The organism is Massilia aurea (assembly GCF_014200505.1).
Taxonomy (GTDB): Bacteria; Pseudomonadota; Gammaproteobacteria; order Burkholderiales; family Burkholderiaceae_D; genus Telluria; species Telluria aurea_B.
In genome coordinates, this window is record NZ_JACHBX010000001.1 from 2,049,891 (window position 1) to 2,069,423 (window position 19,533).

At 64.1% G+C, this 19,533-nt stretch carries 15 protein-coding genes; 12 read left to right on the forward strand and 3 right to left on the reverse strand.

What is annotated here, in order from left to right; all coding sequences use genetic code 11:
- The first annotated feature begins 4 nt into the window (after nucleotides 1–4).
- The 6 genes from HD842_RS08990 (at nucleotide 5) to HD842_RS09015 (ending at nucleotide 6,494) form a co-directional block, all read left to right on the forward strand.
- On the forward strand, nucleotides 5–1,627 hold the full coding sequence (locus HD842_RS08990) for a sensor histidine kinase (RefSeq protein ID WP_183553269.1): 1,623 nt from the start codon (nucleotides 5–7) through the stop codon (nucleotides 1,625–1,627).
- A gap of 86 nt (nucleotides 1,628–1,713) precedes the next feature.
- Nucleotides 1,714–2,361, forward strand: coding sequence for a response regulator (locus HD842_RS08995; RefSeq protein WP_183553270.1), 648 nt, complete (start codon nucleotides 1,714–1,716; stop codon nucleotides 2,359–2,361).
- A gap of 23 nt (nucleotides 2,362–2,384) precedes the next feature.
- A complete protein-coding gene (locus HD842_RS09000) occupies nucleotides 2,385–3,977 on the forward strand; it encodes a sensor histidine kinase (RefSeq protein WP_183553272.1) in 1,593 nt (530 codons plus the stop codon).
- A 222-nt stretch (nucleotides 3,978–4,199) separates the two neighbouring features.
- Nucleotides 4,200–4,676 carry a MarR family winged helix-turn-helix transcriptional regulator gene (locus HD842_RS09005; RefSeq protein WP_183553274.1) on the forward strand — a complete coding sequence of 159 codons (477 nt, stop codon included), beginning with the start codon at nucleotides 4,200–4,202 and terminating at the stop codon, nucleotides 4,674–4,676.
- The gene (locus HD842_RS09010) at nucleotides 4,673–5,518 is read left to right on the forward strand and encodes a CPBP family intramembrane glutamic endopeptidase (protein ID WP_183553276.1); all 846 of its coding nucleotides are present in this window, start codon (nucleotides 4,673–4,675) and stop codon (nucleotides 5,516–5,518) included. Before HD842_RS09005 ends, HD842_RS09010 begins: the two co-directional genes overlap by 4 nt.
- Nucleotides 5,519–5,666: 148 nt before the next feature.
- Complete coding sequence (locus HD842_RS09015; protein WP_183553278.1) at nucleotides 5,667–6,494, forward strand: hypothetical protein; 828 nt, start codon at nucleotides 5,667–5,669, stop codon at nucleotides 6,492–6,494.
- Between the two features lie 71 nt (nucleotides 6,495–6,565).
- On the opposite strand, the gene HD842_RS09020 is transcribed toward HD842_RS09015, so the two are convergent.
- Complete coding sequence (locus HD842_RS09020) at nucleotides 6,566–7,990, reverse strand: ankyrin repeat domain-containing protein (protein WP_183553280.1); 1,425 nt, start codon at nucleotides 7,988–7,990, stop codon at nucleotides 6,566–6,568.
- A 227-nt stretch (nucleotides 7,991–8,217) separates the two neighbouring features.
- Here HD842_RS09020 and HD842_RS09025 point away from each other — a divergent pair, with 227 nt between their 5' ends.
- The 5 genes from HD842_RS09025 to tssA all read left to right on the forward strand — a co-directional run bounded on the left by HD842_RS09025 (nucleotide 8,218) and on the right by tssA (nucleotide 15,931).
- Nucleotides 8,218–9,420 carry an efflux RND transporter periplasmic adaptor subunit gene (locus HD842_RS09025; protein WP_183553282.1) on the forward strand — a complete coding sequence of 401 codons (1,203 nt, stop codon included), beginning with the start codon at nucleotides 8,218–8,220 and terminating at the stop codon, nucleotides 9,418–9,420.
- Between the two features lie 6 nt (nucleotides 9,421–9,426).
- On the forward strand, nucleotides 9,427–12,594 hold the full coding sequence (locus tag HD842_RS09030; RefSeq protein ID WP_183553284.1) for an efflux RND transporter permease subunit: 3,168 nt from the start codon (nucleotides 9,427–9,429) through the stop codon (nucleotides 12,592–12,594).
- 7 nt (nucleotides 12,595–12,601) lie between these two features.
- Nucleotides 12,602–13,282 (forward strand): response regulator transcription factor, encoded by a 681-nt coding sequence (locus HD842_RS09035; RefSeq protein ID WP_183553286.1) that lies wholly within the window; start codon nucleotides 12,602–12,604, stop codon nucleotides 13,280–13,282.
- A gap of 14 nt (nucleotides 13,283–13,296) precedes the next feature.
- A complete protein-coding gene (locus HD842_RS09040) occupies nucleotides 13,297–14,667 on the forward strand; it encodes an ATP-binding protein (RefSeq protein WP_183553288.1) in 1,371 nt (456 codons plus the stop codon).
- A 160-nt stretch (nucleotides 14,668–14,827) separates the two neighbouring features.
- Nucleotides 14,828–15,931, forward strand: coding sequence for a type VI secretion system protein TssA (tssA, locus tag HD842_RS09045; protein ID WP_183553290.1), 1,104 nt, complete (start codon nucleotides 14,828–14,830; stop codon nucleotides 15,929–15,931).
- A gap of 449 nt (nucleotides 15,932–16,380) precedes the next feature.
- Here tssA and HD842_RS09050 read toward each other — a convergent pair whose 3' ends face one another.
- Entirely contained in the window at nucleotides 16,381–17,019 is a 639-nt protein-coding gene (locus HD842_RS09050) for a YitT family protein (protein WP_183553292.1), read from the reverse strand.
- Nucleotides 17,020–17,393: 374 nt separating this feature from the next.
- Complete coding sequence (locus HD842_RS09055) at nucleotides 17,394–18,323, reverse strand: LysR substrate-binding domain-containing protein (RefSeq protein ID WP_183553294.1); 930 nt, start codon at nucleotides 18,321–18,323, stop codon at nucleotides 17,394–17,396.
- A 94-nt stretch (nucleotides 18,324–18,417) separates the two neighbouring features.
- On the opposite strand from HD842_RS09055, the gene HD842_RS09060 reads away from it, so the two are divergent.
- On the forward strand, nucleotides 18,418–19,500 hold the full coding sequence (locus tag HD842_RS09060) for a tartrate dehydrogenase (RefSeq protein WP_183553296.1): 1,083 nt from the start codon (nucleotides 18,418–18,420) through the stop codon (nucleotides 19,498–19,500).
- The last annotated feature ends 33 nt before the right edge of the window (nucleotides 19,501–19,533 follow it).

A 19,533-nucleotide genomic window follows, 5' to 3' on the forward strand; every position in this document is an offset into this window, starting at 1 on the left:
CATCATGCATTCCGAGCCGGACCGACACCCCCTTGTTGCCCCGACTTTGCCTGCCCCGCAATCCATCCCCCAGTCCGACCAGGCCCGCGTGCGCGCGCTGCACGAACTCGCCCTGCTCGACACCCCGCCCGAAGAACGGTTCGACCGCATCACGCGCCTGGCCTGCCGCCTGCTCGGTGTGCCCATTTCGCTGATCGCCCTGGTCGACGCCGACCGCCAGTGGTTCAAGTCGCGCGTGGGGATCGACCTGCACGAGACCACGCGCGTGACCTCGTTCTGCACCCACACGATCGAGCACGAGGACGGCCTGGTGATCGACGACGCCCGCCTCGATCCCCGCTTTGCCCACAACCCGTTCGTCACCGGTGCGCCGGACGTGCGCTTCTATGCCGGCATTCCGCTGGCCGCGCCGGACGGCAGCCGGGTCGGCGCGCTGTGCGTGATCGACCGCGAGGTGCGCCATTTCGATGACGAGCAAATGGCCACGCTGCGCGACCTGGCCGCCATCGCCGGCGACGAATTGCGTGCACGGCCGGCAGGCCGCCCCGCGCCCGAAGGCTGGGAAAAGGCGCTGGTGGCCCACCTGCCCGACGGCATCCTGATGCTCAATGCGCAAGGCAATATCGTGGCCGCGAACCCGGCAGCCGAAACGCTGTTCGGCGCGACCGGCCCGCTGCTTGCCGGGCGCCCGCTGCGCGAATTGATGGACGAAGACCTGCTGCGCCTGCGCCGCTCGGGTCACTTGCGCGAAGGCGCGCGCTACGAGGCGCTGGCGCGGCGCCTGGACGGCAGCCGCTTCCCGGTCGAGTTTTCGTATTGCCGGATGATGTGGGCGGCGCGCCCGAAGTTCGCCGTGACGGTGCGCGACATTTCGCAGCGGCGCGCCGCCGAAGAACGCAACCGCGCCACCGACGAGCGGCGCCGGCGCCACTTCGCCACCGCGACCCACGAACTGCGTACGCCGATGTCGAGCGTGCTGGGCTTTTCGGAACTGCTGCTCAAGCGCGAATTCGATCCTGCTATCAGCCGCGAACTGGTGGAAATCATCCACCGCGAATCCGGCCGCCTGGTCGGCCTGGTCAACCAGATGCTCGACCTGGCGCGGATCGAAGCGGGCGGGCGGGACGAACTGAAGATCGACGCCGTTCCCGTGGACGATCTGGTGAGCAGGACGCTGGCATCCCTCGAGGGCCTCGGCCAGGCACACCGCGTCAGCACCGACATCGCGCCCGGCCTGCCGCCACTGGCCGCCGACGCCCAGAAGATGCAGCAGGCGCTGACGAATATCGTCAGCAACAGCATCAAGTATTCCGACCCCGGCACGCCGATTTCGCTGCGCGCCGCGCCCGAACAGTGGGGCGAACGGCCGATGGTGGCGATCCGCATACGCGACCGCGGCATCGGCATGACGCCCCAGCAGCAGGCCCAGGTCTTCGATGCCTTTTACCGCGTCGACAGCGATTCGGCGGCGCCCGGCAGCGGCCTGGGGCTGACGATCCTCAAGGAGATCGTCGATCTGCACGGCGGGCGCATCGCGCTCGAATCCGAGGCTGGCGTCGGCACCGAAGTTACCCTCTATCTGCCGGTGGCCAATACCGGTGACGGGCCAGCATCGGCCCGTCGGTAGGGCGGGTGTTGCAAGTGCCCATCAGTGCTGAAAAGACCTGCCGGTTTGCCTTGACAGCCCAATGCGAACCGGTAAAATCAGCAAATATGAAAATTGCCGACCGTCAAGAAAATACTGAGCCCGCCTGTGACCGGTCGGCCTTCTGTACCACCCGCCAAGCGGCCGAGCGGATCGGCGTCTCGCACCGCACGGTGCAGATGTGGGTCGAGAACGGCGCGCTGCAGGCATGGAAGACGGCGGGCGGCCATCGCCGCATCACCAATGCCTCGGTCGAGCGCCTGCTCGACGGGCGTCGCGCCGTGCTTGACCCACCGCACGCCATGGCGAGCAGCGCCCGCCCGATCCTGCCGCTGGGCCCCGCGCGCACGGTACTGATCGTCGATGACGACGCCACGCTGCTGCGCCTGTACGAACTGGAAATCGAAACCTGGGGCATGGATCTTTCCGTGCGCAAAGCGAGCAACGGCTTCGAGGCCCTGATGTGCATCGGCCAGGCACGCCCCGATATCCTGGTGAGCGACCTGCGCATGCCGGGCATGGACGGCTTCGGCATGATCCGCAGCCTGCGCGGCAATCCGGCCACCGCGTCGATGCCGATGGTGGTCATCAGCGGCATGGACAAGCCGACCGTGCTGGCCATGGGCCTGCCCGACGATGTACCTTACCTGACCAAGCCGGCGCCGCTCGCGGCCCTGCGCGCCGCAGTGACATCGGCGCTGCCACCGGCGCCCTGAGACCGCTCCCGCAGGACCCCACGATGAACGAGACACCGACGAACCACGATCCCGCACCCACTTCAGCCCCCCTGCCGCCGGACGAAGCCCGGCGCCACGCGGTGCTGCTCGACCTGAACCTGCTCGACACGCCGCCGCAAGCCTCGTTCGACCGCATCACGCGCATGGCCACGCACCTGTTCAAGGTGCCGATCGCGCTCGTGAGCCTGGTCGACACCGACCGCCAGTGGTTCAAGTCGCGCGTGGGCGTGACGCTGACCGAGACGCCGCGCTCGGTGTCCTTCTGCGCACACGCCATCCTGCAGGACGACGTGATGGTGGTGCGCGACGCCCGCGCCGACGCGCGCTTTGCCAACAATCCGCTGGTGCGCGGCGAGACGGCGGCGCGCTTCTACGCCGGCTCGCCAATCGACGTCGGGGACGGCATGCGGATCGGCACGCTGTGCATCATCGACAGCGTACCGCGCGAATTTTCCGACGCCGACCGCGCGATGCTGCGCGACCTGGCCGGCATGGTGGCGGGCGAAATCGCCACCATCGAGCTGCGCGCCGCCTGCGAGCGTGAACGCAGCAGCGCGCGCGCACTGCGCACGCTGCTCGAGCACCTGCCCGACGCCGTGCTGCTGCTCGACGCCGGGGGCCGGATCCTGTCGTGCAATCCGGCAGCCGAGGCGTTGTTCGGCTCGCCCTGCTCCGTCCTGACTGGCCAGTCGTCGGCTCTGCTGATCGGCATGGCGCCGCAGGTCGTCTCGCGCCACGAGGGCACTGCCCGCCGCGTCGATGGCAGCAGCTTTGCGGCCGAGATCTCGATTACCGAAATGACGCTCGATGAGCACGTGCACCTGGTGGCCACTGTGCGCGACATGGACGGCCTGCGCGCGGAACGCGAACGGGTGCGCGCCGCCAACCAGCGACGTCACGATTACTTCCGCACCGCCAGCCACGAATTGCGCACGCCGATGGCCAGCATCCTCGGGTTTTCGGAACTGCTCCTCAAGCGCGAGTTCGACCCGGCCACCGGGCGCGAGCTGATCGACATCATCCACCGCCAGGCCACGCGCCTGATCGGCCTGGTGAACCAGATGCTCGACCTGGCGCGCATCGATGCCGGCGGCGCGGCGCAGTTGCAGCCAACCCTGCTCGACCTGGCCGACATGATGGCCAAGATCCAGGGCGCGCTGGCCAACGACGCGCACGCCGCACGGATCGCGCTGGCCGTGGCGCCCGGCCTGCCGCCCGTGACAGCCGACGCCGCGCGCGTGCAGCAGGCGCTGGGCAATATCGTGAACAATGCACTGGCCTACTCGGCACCGGACAGCATCGTCGATGTCAGCATCTCGCAGCAGGAACGCGCCGGGCAGGCCGGGGCCGCAGTGCGGGTGCGCGACCAGGGCGTGGGCATGACGCCGGAGCAGCGCAAACAGGTGTATGACGCATTCTGGCGCGCCAACGCCCTGCCCGACGTGCCGGGCAACGGCCTGGGCATGACCATCGTGCGCGAGATCGTGAGCGCGCATGGCGGCGTGATCGAGATCGTGTCGGCACCGGGGGATGGGACTGAAGTTGCGTTGTGGTTGCCGGCGCGCGCTGGTGTTGGGGATGCAGCAGCTGTCTGATGCACCCGATTCTGGTGGGCGATGGCCAGGCCGGCCTGGGATGGCTGCCTGGTTCCTGCGTTTTTACACAGCCTGCGCCAATAGCAGTCGTTAGCTGAATCACTACATCAGGTTTCCAACAAGCGCCAGTTAATTTCATGAACTGCGTTCGATTTTGCCTCGCGAAGAAGCAGCTCGCGAAATTTATATAAGCGCTTATGCAAATGCGTGTATTATCAAAACATGAAACAAGGACTCGGCACCAAGTTGCGTCATCTTATCGAGCTGCTCGACGGCGCAGTGGCTGCTTCCTATACGGAGGCCGGCCTGAGTTACCGCCCGCGCTATACCCCCGTCATGCGAGCACTGGCGGTACGTGAGCCGCGCACTATTGGCGACATTGCCGCAAGTGCTGGCATCACGCAGCCGGCGGCAACGCAGACCCTTGCATTGATGCTGAAGGAAGATCTTGTTATCCGCATGTCATCCGAAGATGGACGGCAAAAGCTGATCGGGTTGTCGGAGCAAGGGCGCGCGCTGCTGCCGCAACTGCAGCGCTGCTGGGCGGCGACGAATGCGGCCGCTGCGACGCTGGATGCAGATCTGGCCTACCCGCTGTCGGAAGTACTGACGCAAGCAATTGCTGCGCTGGAAGCACGACCGTTCGGCGCACGGATCCATGCCGCGCGCGAGCGAACCAACCACGAGGAGCCGTCATGAGTACCCAGCAATATGCCGTACCGTCCGCAATGCCGCTGCGCACCCGCATCCTGCACTATCCTTTGATCCTGGCGATCGTGGGCATCCTGGCGACTATCGTGCCGATGTTTGTCACGCTGGGTCTTAGTGAAATCGTGCCGAAACCGCTGCGCCTCGGCTGGCCCATGCTGCTGTCGGCTGCAGTCGCGGTAGCTGGCTATCGCTGGTTTGTCATGCGCCTGGAGCGCCGCCCGGTCACTGAGCTGGCTCTGGCTGGCGCGGGACGTGAACTATGGCGCGGACTCGGCATCGGCGTACTGCTCGTGGTTGCGACGTATTCGATACTGCTGATCAGTGGCGCCTTCATCATCACTGGCGCAGTAGCGCCGGGCGTCCTGCTGAAGCCTTTTCCTGAACAAGTCATGGTGGCCATCTTCGAGGAGATCGTGTTCCGCGCCATTGTCTTCGGCATGCTGCAGAAATTCTGGGGAACGAAAATTGCGTTGGGCGTGTCGACCGTGATTTTTGTTGTCGCCCACATGCCGAACGAAGGTTTCAGCGTGCTGGGCGCGGCGATGACGGCGGTGGCATCGCTTGCCCTCTCCGGCGCCTATCTGCTCTCTGGCCGTCTGTGGCTGCCGATCGGCCTGCATTTCGCATGGAATTTCTTGTGTGATGCCGTGTTCGCAGTCTCTGTCTCCGGCCACGCCGCTCGCGGCTGGCTTCAGGTATCCACAAGCGGTCCAGCATGGCTGTCCGGCGGGGATTACGGCGTTGAAGGTTCCATCGTCACCGGCATCACCTGGTCCATGGCTGCCATCGCGCTGCTCGTGATCGCATACCGACGCGGTCACTGGCGCTGAGGCTATGGCGTCGACAGGTAGCGCCGAATACATGGAAAGTCAATTGCAAATTATTTCCGGGTGGGTAGGCGCTTCGCAAGTGCTGAGCCCATTAGACATTACCAACCATGTTGATGTGGCATGAAAAAAAATCGTATCACTGCTTATGATGGCAATATTATCGGGTTGCATTCGAACTGGTGAGGAAGCAGAAATAGTTAATTCAAGCATCAATCTGAAAATTAACGAGCCATCAACTGATTACGTTCGCAGAAATGCGAGTCTGATTAAAGTAAACAACGGACCGCCAGGGGTTCATTTTTATGTGGCCCGCTGGGATCGAGAAAAACCAGGCGCAGCAACTTTCGATCACGGGGAAAATGCATTCTCGATCGCAAACATCCTGAGTATTACTGCCGTTGAGGACTCGTTATCGCCGCAGGAAGGCTTGGTGAAATTCAACGTTAATGCGGCCCTGGCAGCGACCGACTTGATCGGTCACGATGAGGCGCGCAAACGATTTCTTTCAGTCTTGCAGAATATTCGCAAAGCTGGCTGGCATATTTTCATCGACGAAGGAGACCCGCGTTTGCGCGGCCAGTCGATGCTCAACTTCGCGTTGTCGGGCTCCTCGTCCAGCAGTCTGGATGCAGACTACGAACCGACATTTTCCGAGTGGATGAGTACTCGAAGCAATATGCTTTGGCAATTTTACACAAATCATGTTTATCTTACCGTCTCATTTTCCCGCGAACCGACATTGCTCCACCCGCAAAAGCCAGGAGCGTATCTCATCTCGTTCACGATAGAAAGTGAGAACGAGCACTATCGCGGTTATGTTCCGTCAAACCAGAGAGCGCAATGGAAGAGCGCATTGCCTTCTCATTTAGAATATCTGCCAGAAATGCGTCAGAAGAAAGAGGACGAACTGCGCGCCAAAGGGGTAAGAATCGATGAGACTTATCAAAATCCACCGATCCCCAACCTCAACGAATAACTACAGCTGGCTTTGTTACACAATACAAATTAACTGCAAATCATTCTGCGCCGCCGGCTCCGTACCTGTCGTCATTGCCGTTCGAATCGCATGGCGCGCCCCTCACGCTGCAGTGTCAGGGTGTCGTCTTCCACAACGAGCGTCGCGTTGAACCCCTTCGTGGCCGCTATCGGAGGATCAAAGTTAAGCTGGAAACTGCCGCGTAGCGCGTCCGCCATCGGCACGGCGTACACCATCCATCGGCCACGGTCGATGTCGGGATGGCTTACAGCGATGTGTCGCACGGGGCCGCTGAACGGTGTGCGCCAGCCCTGCTCTCCGGTTTCGCCTTGCACTTTGATCGGCGCGTCGCCAAGTGCAACAACATTTAAACCGGCAATGCTTTCGCCACCGTTGCGCAGGTCAACCAGCAACTGCCCCTGGGGCAGCGTTACCGGCACCGCATCGGTCGATGGCTGCAGCGATGCAGCCTTGCGTTGTGACTCTTGGGAACGGAAAATCACCCGCTGGTTCCACACCGTCCACTCGCCCTTGGCATATTCATCGACCGCCCCATACGCCAATGAGTATTCGAACTTGCCATTGGGGCGCAGCAGGATTTCAGCGCCTACTTCGGTCACACCACTGAGGTAATAGTGACCCGGTAATGTGGCCTGCAACGCCGCGTCGGCAGCCTTGTTCCGTTGTGGTGCCACTTTGGCTGGCGTCGCGACCGGGGTTTTGGCAGCTTTCCAGCCAGCGGAGGTCAGCAAGCGCGCCAGCGCATCGTTCTCGCTGGCAACCATCGTCCACAGCGCGCCGTCGAAGCGCTCGCGGACCGGTCCCAGTTGCACAAGGCGCTCTGCCAGTCGCTGTCCGACCCAGCCTTCCAGCAGCATGTGGGGCGTCTCGGCCAGGTAGAGCATCACACGGGCCTGAATGCCGGCGCAGGCGCTGCCAGTGGCAAAGCCATGCTGACGCAGCAAATCCCAGTAGCTGGCGGATGCATCGCGCAATACGATGGCCAACTGCCCCGTGGCCTTGAGGCAAACCTGGTTCAATGGCAGGCTGAAGTCCTTGCTGACCAGCCGCAGCATATCGGCATTGAGCGAGCCAACGGCGCCGTCGAGCGCCATGCCCACGTGCTGGCTGGAGCTTGTATCGATGACCCCACCGTTGGCCAGCAATACCTCGAGTACCTCGGTATTTCCTTGCGCAATAGCCAATTCAACGGGACTCGGGCCCCATGTTTCTTTATCCTTTCGCGTGCGCCGGTTCGGGTCTTCCGGACGGGCCAGGATCGCGGGCAGCAGGTCGGTCCGGCCATTGTAAATCGCGAACATCAGGAAGTACGGCTTGCCCTGGGAGCTGCCATCAGCATCGTCCGGGGCCGCCGCCGTGCCGTCCTCGTCAAAATCGGCGCGCCGCAGCAAAACGTGCTCGATCAGCAAACGCGCCACGTTGCGGTCGGGCGCGGCAAATGCGGCGTCGATGGATCTGCCGCTCAATTTTTCCACCGAAGCACCTGCCTTGAGGAGCTTGCGCAGCCGCGTCGTGCTGATGGTCGCCGGATCCCAGAGGATTGTTACAACCGACTGGTGTTCAGAACTCGGTCCTGTTCAACACTGGCAGCGCCAACATTAACGATATTTAACGAATTAGCCACCCCCGTTTAAGCCTGCGCCGGGCATAGTCGAAGGTAGGGAACAATACGCTCTCCACCTTGCAAACGGATCCGACACCCATGCCCTCGATGACCCTTCCGCGCCGCCCGGCGCTGGCGACCGCCATAACGGCCGCCGCGCTGCTCTCCGCCTGCGGCAAAGACCCCAAGCCTGCCGCGCCAGCGGTGCCCGAAGTCGCCATACTGACCATGGCCACCACGAATGTCGCGCTGAACATCGCCCTGCCCGGCCGCACGGCGCCGTTCCTGCTGGCCGAGGTCCGGGCCCGGGTCGACGGGATCGTGCAGGAGCGCCGCTTTACCGAGGGCGCCGACGTGCGCAAGGGCGAGCCGCTGTACCTGATCGATCCGGCGCCGTATCGCGCCGCCGTCAAGAGCGCCGAAGCAGAGTTGCAACGGGCGCAGGCGACGCTGGCCAGCAATGTGTCGCAACTGAATCGCAACCGCGTGCTGGTGAAGGAAAACGCGGTCAGCAAGCAGGAATTCGAAACCGCCGAGGCGGCGCAACTCGAAGCGGCGGCCGATGTCGCTGCCGCCAAGGCGGCCCTGGACGTGGCCCGCATCAACCTTGGCTACACCACCGTGACCGCGCCGATCGCGGGCCGCAGCAGTGTGTCGGCCGTGACCCAGGGCGCGTATGTGCAAGGCAGCGCCGCCACCCTGATGACGACGATCCAGCAGATCGACCCGATGTACGTCGACCTGCAGCAATCGAGCAGCGAAGGCCTCGCGCTGCGGCGCGAGATCGCCGCCGGCCGCGTGCGCATGGAAGGCACCGATGCTGCCAAGGTCAGCCTGCAACTGGAAGACGGCAGCACCTACACCCGCAGCGGCACGCTCGCGTTTTCAGGCGTGACCGTCGACCAGGCCACCGGCTCGGTCACGCTGCGCGCGCGCTTCCCGAACCCCGACAAGCTGCTGCTGCCCGGCATGTTCGTGCGCGCGAGCGTCAGCCAGGGCGTGCGTCAGGGGGTCATGCGCGTGCCCGCGACGGCCGTGACGCGCACGCCGCAGGGCACGGCCACCGTGATGATCGTGGGCCAGGACAACAAGGTCGCGCTGCGCACCGTGCGCACCGGCGCGCTGGTCGATGGTTTCTGGCTCGTCGACGACGGCTTGAAGGCCGGCGAACGCGTGATCGTCAGCGGCGTGCAGAAGCTGCGACCCGGCACCGTGGTCAAGGTCGCCGCAGCACCAGCGGCGCCAGCAGCAGCGCCAGCGGCCACGGCGCCTGCCGCAGCCACCGCCGCGCGCCAGGAATAATCCAAGATGCCAAAGTACTTCATCAACCGCCCGATCTTCGCGATCGTCATCTCGCTGCTGATCATGCTGGTCGGCGGCATCGCGCTGCTCAAGATGCCAATCGAGCAGTATCCGCCCGTCTCGCCGCCGTCGGTGCAGATCCAGGCGACCTTCCCCGGCGCGTCGGCCGAGACCATGCAGAACACCGTGATCCAGGTGATCGAGCAGCAGATGACGGCGATCGACAACCTGCTCTACATGCAGTCGACCAGCGATGACACGGGCCAGTCGACGACGTCGCTGACGTTCGCCGCCGGCACCGATCCCGACATCGCCCAGGTCCAGGTGCAGAACAAGCTGCAGGCGGCGGTCCCGCGCCTGCCGAGCGAGGTCCAGCAATCGGGCCTGCGCGTGACCAAGTCGACGTCCGACTTCCTGATGGTGGCGGCGTTCGTCTCCGACGACGACAGCATGACCAAGTTCGACATCGCCAACTACGTCGCCTCGAACATCCAGGACCCCCTATCGCGCATGCCGGGCGTGGGCAGCATGAACCTGTTCGGCACCCAGTACGCGATGCGCATCTGGCTCGACCCGGTCAAGCTGACGAGTTTTGCACTGACGCCGCTCGACGTGACGGACGCGATCCGCGCGCAAAACGTGCAGATCTCGGGCGGCCAGCTGGGTGGCACACCGGCGGTCCAGGGCCAGACCCTGAGCGCCACCATCAACCAGGCGACGATGCTGCGCACGCCCGAGGAATTCAAGCGCATCCTGGTCAAGGTCCAGCCGGACGGCTCGTCCGTGCGCATCGGCGACGTCGCGCGCGTGGCGCTGGGGCCCGAAAACTACAACGTCGACGTGCGCTACAACGGCAAGTCGGCGTCGGGCCTGGGCATCCAGCTCGCCCCGAACGCCAATGCGCTCGATACCGCAGAAGCCGTGCGTGCGCGTTTGAAAGAGTTGGGCGAATTCTTCCCACCGGGCCTGCGCACCGTGTATCCGAACGACGTCACGCCCTTCATCGAAACCTCGATCAAGGGCGTGACCCACACGCTGATCGAGGGCATCGTGCTCGTGTTCCTGGTGATGTACCTGTTCCTGCAAAACTTCCGCGCCACCCTGATCCCGTCGATCACGGTGCCGGTGGTGTTGCTTGGCACGTTCGGCATCATGTCGGCGCTGGGCTTTACCATCAATACGCTGTCGATGTTCGGCCTCGTGCTGTCCATTGGCCTGTTGGTCGACGATGCGATCGTGGTGGTGGAGAACGTCGAGCGCGTGATGCACGAAGACGGTTTGCCGCCGAAAGAAGCGACGATCAAAGCCATGGGCCAGATCACCAGCGCGCTGATCGGCGTGGCCCTCGTGCTGTCGGCCGTGTTCGTGCCGGTGGCCTTCTCGAGCGGCACGGTCGGCGCGATCTACCGCGAATTTTCGCTGACGGTCGTGGCCTCGATGCTGCTGTCGGCGTTCATCGCGCTGACGCTCACGCCGGCGCTGTGCGCCACGATGCTCAAGCCGGTCGACCCGGACCACCATGAAAAGAAGGGGTTCTTCGGCTGGTTCAACCGCTCGTTCGACGCGACCCGCGACCGCTACCTGGGCGGCGTGACCCGTATTCTGGGCCGCCGCGCGCTGTGGATGGTCGTGTACCTGGTGCTCGTCGGCGCCGTCATTGCCCTGTTTATGCGTCTGCCAGGCGGCTTCCTGCCGAAGGAAGACCAGGGCTATATGTTCGTCCAGGTGCAGACGCCGGCCGGCAGCACGCAGGAAACGACGGGCCGCGTGCTGGAAGAAATCAGCCAGTACCTGCTGAAAGAAGAATCGGCAGTGGTGGAAGCCACCTTCATGACCAATGGCGCGAGCCAGCCGCAGCGCGGCCAGAACCAGGGCCGCCTATTCGTGCGCCTGAAGACCTGGGACGAGCGCAAGGACGAAGCGCTCGGTGTGTCGGCGCTGGCCAACCGCATCGCAGCGCGCTACGCCAACTACCAGGGTGCGACCATCAACACGGTCGAACCGCCATCGATCCGCGGCCTGGGCTCGGCCAACGGCTTCTCGCTGCAGCTGCAGGATCGCGGTGGCCTGGGGCATGACGCGCTGGCCAAGGCGCGCGACCAGTTGCTCGAGCTGGCGCGCAAGGAACCGAACCTGCAGCGCGTGCGCTTCACGGGCCAGGCCGACAACGCCACCTACAAGATCGACATCGACCGCGAAAAGGCCGCCGCGCTGGGCGTGAACCTGACCGAAGTCGACCAGACCTTCTCGACGGCCTGGGGCTCGCGCTACATCAACAACTTCCTCGACACGGACAACCGCATCAAGCGCGTGTACGTGCAGGCCGATGCCCAGTTCCGCATGAACCCGGACGACATCAAGCTGCTCTATGCGCGCAATAGCGCAGGCGAGATGGTGCCGTTTTCGAGCTTCGCCAGTGCGCGCTGGGCCTGGGGTTCGCCAGCGATGGCGCGCTACAACGGCATCGAGTCGGCCGAGATTCTCGGTCAGCCGGCGCCCGGCTTTAGTTCCGGCGAGGCGATGGCGATCATGGAACGCCTGGTGGGCGAACTGCCGGAAGGTATCGGCTTCGAGTGGAGCGGCATCTCGCTGCAGGAATCGCAGGCCGGCTCACAGGCGCCGCTCCTGTACGCGCTGTCGATCCTGGTCGTGTTCCTGTGCCTGGCCGCGCTGTATGAAAGCTGGGCGATCCCGATCTCGGTCATCATGGTGGTGCCGGTCGGTATTCTCGGTGCGTTGAGCGCAGCGACGGCCTTCGGTATGGAGAACGACGTGTTCTTCCAGGTGGGGCTCTTGACCACCATCGGCCTGTCGGCCAAGAACGCGATCCTGATCGTCGAATTCGCGCGCGAACTGCAGATGCAGGGGATGGGCATTGTCGAAGCGGCGCTCGAATCGGCCAAGGTGCGACTGCGCCCGATCATCATGACGTCGATGGCGTTCATCCTGGGCGTGCTGCCGCTGGCCTTGTCGAGCGGCGCCGGTTCGGGCAGCCAGAACGCGCTGGGCATCGGCGTCATCGGCGGCATGCTGACGGCGACCTTCCTGGCCACGTTCCTGATTCCGCTGTTCTACGTGATCGTCGCGTCGCGCGCCAAGACGCCGACGCATATCGATGACACGCCGGCCGACGGCGAGGCGCCGGTCGCGCCTTCGCAGCCGCAAGCGCATTGAGGTCGCCGTGAAACTGCTCCTCATCGAAGACAACGAACGCGTCGCGCGCTTCGTCACCAAAGGCCTGAGCGAGGCCGGGCATACGGTCGACCATGCCGACAATGGCCGCGATGGCATGGTCTACGCCGTCACCGAGCCCTATGACGCCATCGTCATGGACCGCATGCTGCCCGGCGGGATCGACGGCCTGGCACTGATCGAAACACTGCGCCAGCAGGGCAACCGGGTGCCGATCCTGATTCTGAGCGCCCTCGATGGCGTGGACGATCGCATCCGCGGCTTGCGCGCCGGTGGCGACGACTACCTGACCAAGCCGTTCGCGTTCGGCGAACTGCTCGCGCGGCTGGACGCGCTGCTGCGCCGCTCGCAAAGCCAGGCCGTCGAAACCGTCATGACGCTGGGCGACCTGAGTGTCGACATGCTGGCGCACCGCGTCACGCGCGCCGGCAAGACACTGGCGCTGCAGCCACGCGAATTCAAGCTGCTGGCCTATCTGCTGCGCCATGCTAACCAGGTCGTCACGCGCACAATGCTGCTCGAGAACGTGTGGGATTACCACTTCGACCCGCAGACCAATGTCATCGATGTCCACATCAGCAAGCTGCGGCAAAAGATCGACGCCGGCTTTCCGTCGGCCCTTCTGCGCACGGTGCGCAATGCCGGCTACATGCTGACCGACCAGCCTTGAGCGAGACGCACACGATGCTCAGGCTCCCCAGTTTTTCCGCCCGCACGATCGCCATCGGTTATGGCCTCGTAACGCTGCTGGTACTGGCGATGTTCGCCGGGCCGCTGTGGTACGCGTGGCATACGAATATCGGCGAGGTGCGCAGCCAGCTGCTCAAATCCGACGCCCAGCACCTGAGCAACCTGTTCATCCGCCAGGGCCCGCCCGCGCTGGCCGCCGCGATCGACAGCCAGGTCCACGGCGTGAACGACGGCGTGCGCAAGATCATGCTGTTTGTCGCGCCCGACGGCGCCAAGCTGGCCGGTAATCTGCAGGCGTGGCCCGAGGGCGTGCCGGACCGCGATGGCCTGTGCCGGGTGACGATCGTGGTCGACGACGTGCCGCGCAACGTGGAGCTGGTGCGGGTGACGCTGGAAGACGGCTACCGGCTGCTCGTGGCCAGCAACCTCAATCGCTTCCAGAAGCTCGAACGCCTGTTCACATATGGCTTGCTGGGCTGCGCGATCACGGTGCTGCTCAGCGCCGCGCTGGGTGGTCTCATGATTCGCCGCGCGCTGCTGGGCCGCATGCAGGGCATCAGCGACACCACTGCTTCGATCATCGAGGGCAAGCTGTCGCACCGCCTGGTCGAACCGGGCGATGGCGACGAACTGCAGCAACTGACGCGCACCGTGAACCGCATGCTCGACCAGATCGAGCATCTGGTGACCGGTGTACAGGATGTCTCGAACGCGATCGCGCACGACCTGCGCACGCCGTTGTCTGAACTGCGCGCGCGGCTTGAAGAACTGTCGGTGGCGCGGCCGGCGCCGGAGGAAACCTTCGTCGAAATCGACGCCGCGATCGATGACGTCGATCGCGTGATGGGCATCTTCAATGCCTTGCTGCGACTGGCCGAAATCGACAGCGGCAGCCGGCGCGCCGGTTTCGTCGATGTCGACCTGGCGGCGCTGGGCGCCGAAGTGACCGAGTTCTACGCGCCGGTCGCCGAACTGAAGGACATCGCGCTGGGCTTTGAAGGTCCGGACGACCTGCACGTGGTGGGCGACCCCGTGCTGCTGGCGCAGGCGCTGGGCAATATGGTCGACAATGCGCTCAAGTATGCGCCGGTGCGCGGCGCGATCGCGATCTCCGCGCAGCGCATCGATGCCGACACGGTGCAGATCGTCGTGGCCGATAATGGCCCCGGCATCCCCGTGCACGAACGCACGCGCGTCATCGAGCGCTTCTACCGGGTGGATGCGAGCCGCGGCACGCCTGGCGTGGGTCTGGGCCTGAGCGTGGTCTCGGCGGTGGCGCGGCTGCATGGCGGCACGCTGACACTGGACGACAATCATCCGGGATTGCGGGCCACGCTGCGCATCGGCGCCACGACGGCGCCATGACTGCGTCGGCGTTGTCGTCGGCGTCGGCGTCGGCGTCGGCATCGGCATCGGATTAAGCTACGGCTCAGGTTCCCGGCACCTGCCCTGCCGGCTGCATTTGCGCTACAGTGTGGCCTTTGTTGGCGCCCCCTCTGTCGGGCCACATTCACGGGAGAGCCCCATGCCTGAACCAGTTCCACCCAACGGCGACCTGACAAGACGCGCCGACGACCACTTCCTGCGCCACCTCGGCATCACTCTGGAGGCGCTGGCAGCGCCGGTGGATCCCGCCAATCCGACAGGTCTGCCGGCCCGCGCAACGAGCGTCTACCGCGCCATCATCGAAGCGCGCCAGGGCGATGAAGATATCCAGCCGCGCGGGGTCTGGCAGCGGCAGCCGAAGCGCTCGGACTGGCCGCACGTCAGCAACCTAGCCGCCGGCGCCTTGCGCACCCAGGGCAAGGACCTGCAACTGGCCGCTTGGCTGTGCGAGTCCCAGGTCCACGAACATGGCCTGGGCGCGCTGGCCCCCTGCCTGCTGCTGGCGCACACGCTGTGCGAGCGTTACCCGACCGCCCTCCATCCGCAGCTCGAACACGACGACACCGAAGCCCGCGCGAACATCCTCCGCTGGCTGGACCAGAAGCTGGCCCCAACGCTGCGCCAGTCACCGCTATTCACAACGGAAGACGGCCGCGCAACGACGTGGGCCGACTGCGAACAAACCGCACAAGAGCTTGATGGCCACGACGCGGCCCGCGGCACGCTAGCAGCAATGCCCCCAGCAGTCCTGGCCGAGCGCATCACCGCACTGGAAGACGCGCACGCCACGATCGCACAGCTCCACGGCACCTTCAACACCCCGCACACCGCCACGGCACCGTGCCTGACGACGCTGGCCGACCAAGCACACGCCATCCTCTCAGCACTCCACAACGAACGCGCCGCACGAGTCCCAGCGCCAGCGGCCGTGCCAACCGAAGCACCGTCAGAACAGACTGAAACACCAGCCACTGCGCCCACGACAAACACAACTGAGCCCCACCAATTCCGCGACCGCGCCGATGCCTACGCCTGCCTTGCCGCAGCCGCCACCTACCTCGCCCACCTCGAGCCGCACAGCCCCACGCCCTACCTGATCAAACGCGCCGTCGAATGGGGCAATATGAACACCGGCGCCCTCTACCAGGAACTCTTCATCCGCCTGGGCGGCCAACTGAGCATCTTCGACATGGTCGGCACCGACATGCTCCCCACCCCGCAAAAACCCACCCCACCCCAATAACCCCAAATCAAAATTAGGGTCAGAGTCGGTTGTTTGCCAACTTCAATAAATCAATTGTTTATTAATTCGACTCTGACCCCAATTAATTTGCAAGATTAGCTGCTGAGCTTAGGGTCGGAGTCGAATTGTTTGACAACTTTGGGTAATTGCCCATTAATTCGACTCTGACCCTAATTGTTCAGAATGATTTGCAGGGGTCGATGAATGCCTTCGGGACATTAATTGCACGAGAGGATTTGCCTAATATTGGATAGCGCTAACAACAGCAAAAAACAATGAGGGTCAGAGTCGAATTGTTTGTCAATTTTTATAAATCAATTGAAAAACAATTCGACTCTGACCCTAATTTTTATGCAATGTTTGACGGGCTCATCTGCAAGAGCCCGAATATGGCTGTTTGCTAAAGGCTATTACCCAATAATTCGACTCTGACCCTAATTGTTGGGGGGTTAGCTGCCGAAGTAGCGGCCGGCGCGGTGCCAGGCCATGACCATGCCGCTCATGGCGACGGCGCTCAGGGCGGACCAGGCGACCAGATGCGGGGCGACCAGCAGCAGTGCCAGCGCGAGGATGACGCTGTCGATCATGATCTGGGTGCGGCCGGCGTTGATGTTGTACTGCTTTTGCAGCCACAGCGTGACAATGCCCGTGCCGCCAACCCCGGCGCCGTGGCGCGCGAGTGCGAGGATGCCCATGCCGCAGAAGGTGCCGCCGCCCAGGGCTGCCACGGCCGGATGCACGCGGTCGATGACCAGCACGAACGGCATGACCTTGAGCAGCCCCATGATCATCGCGCTGCCGGCCAGCGACTTGATCGTGAAGCGTGCGCCCATGAAGAAGTAACCAAACAGGAAGAACGGCACGTTGATCATCATGAACAGCGTACCGACCGACACGCCGGTCGAGTACGACGTCAACAAGGCGATGCCGGCGACACCGCCGGTCAGCAGGCCCGCTGCATGCAGCAGCACGATGCCAATCACGACGAACAGCACGCCGACGATGATGCCGTAGACGTCATCGAGCGTCGAATGCGGCTTGACCTCGATGATTGGACGCGATGGCTTGCTGGGGGAGCCTGGATACATGACAGACTGACTCACGCCCGCACCATCGCGCAGGCAGGACCGGACCGCGACGCGCACGTCGGCGCGAGCGCTGTCACCACGCGAGCGGGAAGGTGGCGGCGCGGGGCTGCGCACACGGAATCGGCAAGCGTCGGGCTAGAGTTCATGGTCCTCGGATGATCGGATGGGTAAGAGAAGCTGCAAGCGGCGCAGGTCTGGTCGAAAGACGCAAACACGCAAACACGCAGGTTATGGCGCGCTACAGCCCGCCATTATCGCCCATGTTGCGGCGCAGTGTCGAGCCGCACGAACTCGCCATGTCGCGAATGAGCGAATGGATGCTGCGCTGCACCTTGACGGTGCACGAAGAGACTCGATTGCGCCGCTGCGGTGCGCTACACGCCAGCATCCGGTGCCCGATCCGCCGCCATATCCGCCGCCAGTTCGCGCTCGAGAAATTCAACGCACACCCGCACCTTCGCCGAATTCCCCAGCCGCTGCGGATACACGGCCCACACATTGGCTTCCTGCGCAAACTCGGGCAGGATCTGCACCAGCTGCCCGGCCGCCAGCAGCGGCTGCGCGTGCCAGCGCGAGCGCAGCACGATCCCGGCGCCGTCCAGCGCCCAGCGCAGCGCGACTTCGCCATGGTTGGTCGACAGCGCGCCGGATACCTTCACCGTCTCCTCCAAACCTTTCGCGCGCAGCCGCCACACACCAAACGGATGATCGCGCTCCTTGATGACCAGGCACTGGTGGCCTGCCAGATCCTGCAGCGTGCGCGGCGTCCCATGCTGCGCCAAATATGCAGGCGCCGCGCACAGGATGCGGTGATTGACCATCAGACGCCGCGCGATCAGCTGCGGCGCGATCTCGTCGCCGATCCGCACATCCAGATCGAACCCTTCAGCCACCGGATCGACCAGCCGGTCAAACACCTCGAAGCGGATCTGCAGCGCCGGATACGCGCGTGCCAGCCGGGCAATCGCCGGTGCGACGACCTGGCGGCCGAAGCCGAAGCTGCTGCACACGCGCAGCTGGCCGCTGGGCGCCCGCCGCCGCTCGGCCGATTCCTCGATCAGGTCATCCAGGCTGTCGAGAATCGCCTGCGCCCGTTCAAACGCCTGCGCGCCGTCTTCGGTGATGACGACGCGCCGCGTCGTGCGCTGGAACAGCCGCACGCCCAGCGCAGCCTCGAGCACCCCGATCCGTTTGCTGACATACGCGGCCGACATGCCGAGCGCCTGCGCCGCGCCCGCAAACGATCCCTGACGCGCCACGGTCACGAACACCCGCAGGTCAGCATTCTCCAACAGATTATTCACGCTTCGTGTTCCTTAACACCACATGAAGCAGCATTATAAACATAGCGTTTTGCATTATTCTTGAACCATTCAGATCAGCTCACAGGAGACACCCATGAAAACCCACAAGATCGCCGTGATCGCCGGCGACGGCATCGGCAAGGAAGTCATGCCCGAGGGCCTGCGCGCCCTGGACGCCACCGCCAAACGCTTCGGCATCCACCTCGAATTCACCACCTTCGAATGGGCCGACTGCGACTACTACGTCAAGCACGGCAAGATGATGCCGGATGACTGGCGCGCGCAGCTCTCCGGCTTCGAGGCCATTTTCTTCGGCGCCGTCGGCATGCCCGACATCGTCCCCGACCATATCTCGCTGTGGGGCTCCCTGCTCAAGTTCCGGCGCGAGTTCGACCAGTACGTGAACCTGCGCCCGGTGCGCCTGATGCCCGGCGTGCCCTGCCCGCTCGCCAACAAGAAGCCGGGCGACATCGACTTCTACGTCGTGCGCGAAAACACCGAGGGCGAATACTCGTCGGTCGGCGGCAAGATGTTCGAAGGGACCGATCGCGAGTTCGTGCTGCAGGAATCGGTGTTCACGCGCCACGGCACCGACCGCATCCTCAAGTACGCGTTCGACCTAGCCCAGAGCCGCCCTAAAAAGCACCTGACCGCCGCCACCAAATCGAACGGCATCTCGATCTCGATGCCGTACTGGGATGAGCGCGTGGCCGCCATGGGCGAGCAGTACGCCGACGTCAAATGGGACAAGTACCACATCGACATCCTGTGCGCGCGCTTCGTGATCTCGCCCGAGCGCTTCGACGTCGTCGTGGCATCGAACCTGTTCGGCGACATCCTGTCTGACCTCGGCCCGGCCTGCACCGGTACGATCGGCATCGCGCCGTCAGCCAACCTGAACCCGGACCGCACCTTCCCGTCGCTGTTCGAGCCGGTACACGGCTCGGCCCCCGACATCTACGGCAAGAACATCGCCAACCCGATCGCAATGATCTGGTCGGGCGCGATGATGCTCGAGTTCTTGGGCCAGGGCGACGCCAACTACACGGCCGCGCATGACGCCATGCTGGGCGCGATCGAGCGCTGTCTGGTCGAGGGCCCGCGCACGCCCGACATGGGTGGCACGGCCAACACCACTGACGTGGGTCAGGCCGTCACGCGCTACCTCGAGACTTAAGCCACTTCCCGGTTGGCCAGTGCTATTGTGGGG

Excerpts from the sequence above, each read along its gene's own strand:
- HD842_RS09025 (WP_183553282.1), top strand. The coding sequence starts at position 8,218 with ATGCCCTCGATGACCCTTCCGCGCCGCCCGGCGCTGGCGACCGCCATA.
- HD842_RS09050 (WP_183553292.1), bottom strand. The coding sequence starts at position 17,019 with ATGTATCCAGGCTCCCCCAGCAAGCCATCGCGTCCAATCATCGAGGTC.
- tssA (WP_183553290.1), top strand. The coding sequence starts at position 14,828 with ATGCCTGAACCAGTTCCACCCAACGGCGACCTGACAAGACGCGCCGAC.
- HD842_RS09010 (WP_183553276.1), top strand. The coding sequence starts at position 4,673 with ATGAGTACCCAGCAATATGCCGTACCGTCCGCAATGCCGCTGCGCACC.
- HD842_RS09030 (WP_183553284.1), top strand. The coding sequence starts at position 9,427 with ATGCCAAAGTACTTCATCAACCGCCCGATCTTCGCGATCGTCATCTCG.
- HD842_RS08990 (WP_183553269.1), top strand. The coding sequence starts at position 5 with ATGCATTCCGAGCCGGACCGACACCCCCTTGTTGCCCCGACTTTGCCT.
- HD842_RS08995 (WP_183553270.1), top strand. The coding sequence starts at position 1,714 with ATGAAAATTGCCGACCGTCAAGAAAATACTGAGCCCGCCTGTGACCGG.
- HD842_RS09060 (WP_183553296.1), top strand. The coding sequence starts at position 18,418 with ATGAAAACCCACAAGATCGCCGTGATCGCCGGCGACGGCATCGGCAAG.
- HD842_RS09000 (WP_183553272.1), top strand. The coding sequence starts at position 2,385 with ATGAACGAGACACCGACGAACCACGATCCCGCACCCACTTCAGCCCCC.
- HD842_RS09015 (WP_183553278.1), top strand. The coding sequence starts at position 5,667 with ATGGCAATATTATCGGGTTGCATTCGAACTGGTGAGGAAGCAGAAATA.
- HD842_RS09040 (WP_183553288.1), top strand. The coding sequence starts at position 13,297 with ATGCTCAGGCTCCCCAGTTTTTCCGCCCGCACGATCGCCATCGGTTAT.
- HD842_RS09005 (WP_183553274.1), top strand. The coding sequence starts at position 4,200 with ATGAAACAAGGACTCGGCACCAAGTTGCGTCATCTTATCGAGCTGCTC.